A 5,756-nucleotide genomic window follows, 5' to 3' on the forward strand; every position below is an offset into this window, starting at 1 on the left:
ATTTAGTCGATTGATGGATATGTGCTGGGCTGCTGATTTTACAACCCAGTCGTTTGAAAAATGTTGGTAATGACAAGGTTTAAAAGGTTCAAGAGTTCTATTGAAAAAAACCAAATAGGCGTGGCCCAAATGTATGGATATTGGGAGCAATATCCCTCAGAAAAATTTTAACATCTGTGAATTTAGTAGGCTCAATAGATGGCATTACTTTCGAGGCTTTTATTATCAGAAAACTCGTTCCTCAGCTCTGGAAAGGAGCTTGTGTATTAATGGACAACTATGGCATTCACAAGGGCGAAGAAATAGAAAAAGCCATAAAAAAAGCCGGGGCAAGGTTAATATTTCTCCCCCCGTATTCTCCGGATTTCTCCCCAATTGAAAATTTTTGGTCCAAAGTTAAAGGCATTCTCCGTACTTTGGGGGCGAGAACTTATAAAGCATTGTCCGAAGCAATAACGAGAGCCTTTGAGCAAGTTGACGAGCAAGACTTCTGGAATTGGTTTACTCACTGCTGTTATTGTACCTCATCTACCTGAGAAAGGCTATAGTTGTGCGATTTTACAATGACACCAGCTCAAGCAAATGGGACTTAAGAAATACATGGGTCGTGTTAACGAGTCCAGGCGATCTCCGCGTCGGTCTAGTAGTTTTTGGATTGGATTATATGGTCAATGTTGGGCGCAGCGAAGCGGAGGGAGTTGGTATGGAATGCAAGTCAAGGAATAGTAGGCCAATTAATGAGAATAAGGCGTAATAAGCTACCATTTTTTCAGAGGGGTCTGAGGGCTATGTGCTTGATTCTATCTATGTTCTGACGGGGTTGTCACCCCGTGAAGCACTTGAGTGCGATCTCGACAAAAAGTAGCGATACAGGGAATTTAGAGATTTTCGGAGATGTCTATTAGGTAGCTGACCATTAAAGCAGCAGCTTTCACGTTGAGAGCTGCTGCTTGGGGTGCTAAAAAAGTATGTGGCGGCCCAACAACCCCACTCTACATCCTAGCTAGGGAAAAACGGGTTAACCCGTTTGTTTGGTTAACCCGCGAGCTTGGGAACGCGCAGAACGATTAATTTTGCACTACCAGCTTGACGTTGGCGTTTTGCAAACCGCGCTGCTTGACTGCTGCCAAGGTCTTGTTAACGGCGTACTTCTGGTTAATGGAGTTGATTAACTCAGTTTGATTGTGCTTTTTGGCGACGCCCCAGAGGTCGGCAATCAGGTCAAAGGAACCATCGCTATTGCGAGACCAACCCAGGTCGTATTCGCCTTCCAGAATCGCCACGATGTCGGAGCGAACGCGCTGACCGTTATAGCCACGAACATCAGCTTCGGACTTGACTGAAATGCCCAAGTCGCGCAGGGAAGCTTTCAGGATTTCGGCATCGGTGATTTTGGTACGCAGAGTGCTAAAGTGAGACATTGGATTTCCTCCTAATAAAACTGAGAGAGAAACAACAACGGTCTGGATTTAACGGTGCCGCTGGGCGGCTCTTCAATCGAACTGCTAGCTATTGCTAGCCTTTGCTCCTGTTTGGACCAGGAGAAAGCTTTTAGAATTCCATTCGCTGGTATTCAGCGACGGAAGACGCAGCGGGCCGTGCGCGCTGTCTAGCCCAATCCCGCAGGGCAGTCACCTGTTCGGTCATGGTTTTAGACAGTGGCAATGTGGATTTAATGGCCGCGATGATATCTAGCTGCGTAAATTCTCGATCTTGAGCGAAGGCTTCGTACATGGCTGCTACTAGCCCTTGCTCAATTTCTGCACCTGAAAATCCGTCGGAAACGTTGGAAAGTTGCTCTAAATCGAAGCGAGAGATGTCCCGACGCCGCTTTGACAGGTGAATCTTAAAGATATCTTGGCGTTCTTCCTTGGTAGGCAGGTCAACAAAGAAGAGTTCGTCGAACCGGCCTTTCCTCAAAAACTCACCCGGCAACCGCTCGATTCGGTTGGCTGTTGCCATTACGAAGACTGGGGAAGTCTTTTCTTGCATCCAAGTAAGGAAGGAACCGAAAATCCGACTGGAGGTGCCTCCGTCTGAGTCGGCAGAACCAGTTCCTCCTGCAAAGGCTTTGTCTAGTTCGTCGATGAAGAGGATGGCTGGAGAGATGGATTCTGCGGTTTTGAGGGCGTTGCGCAGGTTGGCTTCCGATCGACCCACCATCGAGCCGTCGTAGACTCTGCCCATATCTAGCCTCAGCAGGGGCAGTCCCCATAGGCGGGAGGTAGTTTTGGCAATCAGCGATTTTCCGCATCCCGGTACCCCGAGAATTAACATCCCTTTTGGTTGAGGCAGACCGTATTCTCTCGCCCTTTCTGTAAAGGCGTTGGAACGCTGCCTAAGCCACCGCTTCAGCTCTTCTAAACCGCCGACTGCATCCAGGGTTTCGTCTTCTTCAATGAACTCTAGAATGCCGTTGCGCCTAATTAGTTGCTTTTTCTCCGACAGAACTATGTCTACTTCTTCTTCAGTTAAGCGCCCCATCGAAACTTGCGCTTTGCGATAAACTTTTTCAGCTTCGTCCTTGGTCAATCCCAAGGCTGCTTTTAAAAGTTTTTCTCGTGCCTCTGTGGTAATGCGTCGCGATTTGGTTTGCTCCAACTGGCTAGACAATACTTGGTTTAGTTCCTTCATGTCTGGGAGCGCGAAGTCTAATACCACTACTTCCTTTTCTAGCTCGATCGGAATTTGCTGTAAAGGAGACATCAGTATAATTGTCTTGTGTGTTCCTTTGAAGTTTGCGATCGCATCCCGCAACAACCTGGTTACAGTGGCATCATCTTTAAAAGGATGCAGGTCTTTGAATATATAGATACTTCGATTGTCGTTGGGTTCCCGCTGCCTAATTGCCCATTCAATTGCTGCCTGTGGCGAGAGGGTGCTTTGCTGAGTGTTTGCACGAGGTTGACCGTACTCTACCATGCCTTGGGTGACAGTCCACACGAACACTCGTCCCTGCGGCTTGGCTTTAGCTATTACAGAAATTGCTTGCTCACACCGCTCTTCCTCGGATGTCACGAGGTAGATCAGAGGATATTGAGCTTGGATTAGAATACTGATCTCTTCTTGCATATTCCTCGACCCACTAGAGAAGGTGCTATCTTTGCTGAATCTCAATGCTGCCATTAGCCCTCTTACTGAAATTTTCAGTTCTAGCTTTTTGGGGAAGCAAGGCATTCTTAGCAGGGAACCAATTCTTCCTCTCCCGGTTGGGCTGTGCTAGCGCTGACGCCAGACACCTGCTTTACTGGAAGATCCTGCTCAGCCAATACGCTCGGCTGACTGGTAACGGATGCCAGTTCTCCATCTCGCATTACTAATGAACCCGTGCATTCTGGACAGTTGTATACCCGATGAGTTTGTCCGTAGGAGGCTTCTACTTCGTCAACCAGTTCGGGATTTCCTAGGTAGAAGACAATTGCCCTTTCTGCAATTGATGACATCGGTTCTGTTTCGACTGCGGCTCGGATTTTGAGCTGGCGATGCAGTTCTGGTGGAAGATACAATGTAACTTTTTGCTTTTCTTGCATATGACAGTGAATTGACTTACCCGGGTATGTATATCAGATTAGTCGCTTAATTTTTTGCTGTCAAGCCTCTATGCTGCTTTAACGTCATCTTGTAATATTTCGTTACAAATACCGTGAATTTGGGGCGGTTAAAAACGGAAAAATAAGAGACTTGTTGGGAAATAGCAGAGAAAACTAGACAGGGTGAGGGGAATGCTCAACATCAAACGTACACGCTCACCGTGACTGATTGCTACGGGCGATGACCGGATTAAACCGGAAAGCCTTTGATGCCCTCTTGCGGCGCGGGGAGCATCCCGATTTTGCAAGTATACAAAAGTATGATAAAATCTATGCCTGTTTTGGAAAACCTACAAGGGCGTGTCATCAATTGAGCCAAATTACGGAAGCATCTAGATAAATGGCACCCAGAAACTTTCAGGCTCGCTTATCGTAGCGCGTTGCCATCACTCGATAAGCTGTTGCACATTTAAACTGTGATACAAGCATTGCCCTTATTTTTGATTTTGCGACCCCATTTAATTAGGGCTTGCTGAATAAGTCCAAAAAACTCAAAAAAGTTCGCTCGCGCTATTGCCCGCCAACGCTCAACATAAGTTTTTATTTTACTTGTAACCCACATTCCGCAGGTCTTTAAATAGAATTGATGGTTATAAATTTTAAAAATTAAAGTCTGAAGTGATTGCCCCGTAATTATTTCAGGCTTTTTTGACTTACAATGAACGAATTAGAATCAAAGAGGAAAAAACCATGAATGAGCATCAAGAAGCCATAAAAGTCCTAAATTTAGACCATCTAGGAATAGTAGCAGGCATAATAGACGAGATGGAATTAGTAGAAAAAGTCAAGAAAATAGTAGGAATAACAACCCAAGAAATTGTCACCCCCGGACAAGTCATGAAAGCAATGATTTTGAATGGACTAGGATTTTTGAGCGCCCCATTATACATATTCGAGGAATTTTTCGTAGGAAAAGCAACATCACATCTAATCGGAAAGGGAATACTACCAGAACATCTAAACGACGATAGACTCGGAAGAGCCCTCGACAAATATTATCAAGTAGAACAAAACTCTTCACAACAATCGCCATGAAAGCCGCCCATAATTTCTCAGTAAAAATGAACAGCATCCACGCTTGATGGAAGTTCAATGTACGTACAAGGAGAATATAAAACCCAAGTTGAAAACAGCGACCAAACAGAAAAAGAACGCGAACCAGAAACATCCGAAATGAAACCAATAGAAATAGTTCACGGATATTCCAGAGACCATCGACCAGACCTCAAACAATTTATCATAGACATGATTGTAACAGGAGACGGAGACATACCACTATATTTAAAAATAGATTCAGGAAACATCGACGACAAAAGCGTATTCGTATCAAGACTAAAAGAATTCAAAAAACAGTGGACATTTGAAGGAATTTGCGTAGCAGACCGCGCCTTATACACCAGGGACAACCTATCAGCAATGACAGCAATGAAATGGATAACAAGAGTCCCATCAAGCCTAAAATCAGCCCAAGAGAAAATCGTAGACATCCAAGAAAGCGAATGGCAATCAAGCTCAAAAAAAAGATATAAAATAGCCGAAAGAGCTAGCGAATATGGAAACATCCAACAAAGATGGTTAGTCATAGAAAGTGAACTCAGAAAACAAGCAAGCATCAAACAAATAGACAAAGAAGTAAACAAACAAGACTCAAGCGCCCAAGCATCACTACGCAAGCTTTCCCGGCAAAAATTCGCCTGTGTTGCCGACGCATAAACCGCCATAAAAAATCTATCAGACACCTGGAAATATCACCAAATTACCGAAATTGAATGTCAAGAAAAAAGCCATAAAAAACCAATAAAAACCACCAATAAAGCTAGTAATATAGACACAATATCCTATCAAATAATCGGTAAAATAGAAACCAGACCCGAAATAATATCAGCCGAAAAAATCAAAGCAGGGAAATTTATACTGGCAACAAACATCTTAGATAAAAACGAAAGAACCAACCAGCAAATATTAGAAGAATACAAAGACCAACAAAGTAACGAAAGAGGATTTAGATTCTTAAAAGATCCATGATTTTTCACCTCAAGCGTCTTCGTGAAAAAACCCGAGAGAGTAGAAGCAATTGCCATGATAATGGCAGGGCTATTTCATTCTGAACAAGATTTTGAGTGTGTTAAGATTAAAGCCAGCACTTCGTTGCGCTTGAGCCATGTT

3 protein-coding genes and 2 pseudogenes are annotated in these 5,756 nt (G+C 44.2%); 2 read left to right on the forward strand and 3 right to left on the reverse strand.

Features of this window, described 5'->3' with window-relative positions; genetic code table 11:
- Positions 1 to 122: 122 nt before the first annotated feature.
- A pseudogene (locus QUB30_RS32715) lies at positions 123 to 536 on the forward strand (transposase); the annotation flags it as partial.
- Between the two features lie 531 nt (positions 537 to 1,067).
- Here the strand turns inward: QUB30_RS32715 and QUB30_RS32720 are convergent.
- The 3 genes from QUB30_RS32720 to QUB30_RS32730 all read right to left on the reverse strand — a co-directional run bounded on the left by QUB30_RS32720 (position 1,068) and on the right by QUB30_RS32730 (position 3,530).
- Positions 1,068 to 1,421, reverse strand: coding sequence for a DUF1257 domain-containing protein (locus QUB30_RS32720; RefSeq protein ID WP_006635781.1), 354 nt, complete (start codon positions 1,419 to 1,421; stop codon positions 1,068 to 1,070).
- A gap of 130 nt (positions 1,422 to 1,551) precedes the next feature.
- The gene (gene ycf46, locus QUB30_RS32725; protein WP_333235371.1) at positions 1,552 to 3,072 is read right to left on the reverse strand and encodes a stress-responsive protein Ycf46; all 1,521 of its coding nucleotides are present in this window, start codon (positions 3,070 to 3,072) and stop codon (positions 1,552 to 1,554) included.
- 107 nt (positions 3,073 to 3,179) lie between these two features.
- Positions 3,180 to 3,530, reverse strand: a complete 351-nt coding sequence (locus QUB30_RS32730) for a hypothetical protein (RefSeq protein ID WP_333342354.1) — start codon at positions 3,528 to 3,530, stop codon at positions 3,180 to 3,182.
- Between the two features lie 750 nt (positions 3,531 to 4,280).
- Between QUB30_RS32730 and QUB30_RS34060 the strand changes: the two are divergent.
- A pseudogene (locus tag QUB30_RS34060) lies at positions 4,281 to 5,678 on the forward strand (IS1634 family transposase); the annotation flags it as partial.
- Positions 5,679 to 5,756: the final 78 nt, after the last annotated feature.

The sequence above is a fragment of the Microcoleus sp. BROC3 genome (genome assembly GCF_036702515.1).
Taxonomy (GTDB): domain Bacteria; phylum Cyanobacteriota; class Cyanobacteriia; order Cyanobacteriales; family Microcoleaceae; genus Microcoleus.

Bases quoted from the DNA above. Each gene is read 5' to 3' on its own strand.
- QUB30_RS32720 (WP_006635781.1), bottom strand. From the start codon at position 1,421: ATGTCTCACTTTAGCACTCTGCGTACCAAAATCACCGATGCCGAAATC.
- ycf46 (WP_333235371.1), bottom strand. From the start codon at position 3,072: ATGCAAGAAGAGATCAGTATTCTAATCCAAGCTCAATATCCTCTGATC.
- QUB30_RS32730 (WP_333342354.1), bottom strand. From the start codon at position 3,530: ATGCAAGAAAAGCAAAAAGTTACATTGTATCTTCCACCAGAACTGCAT.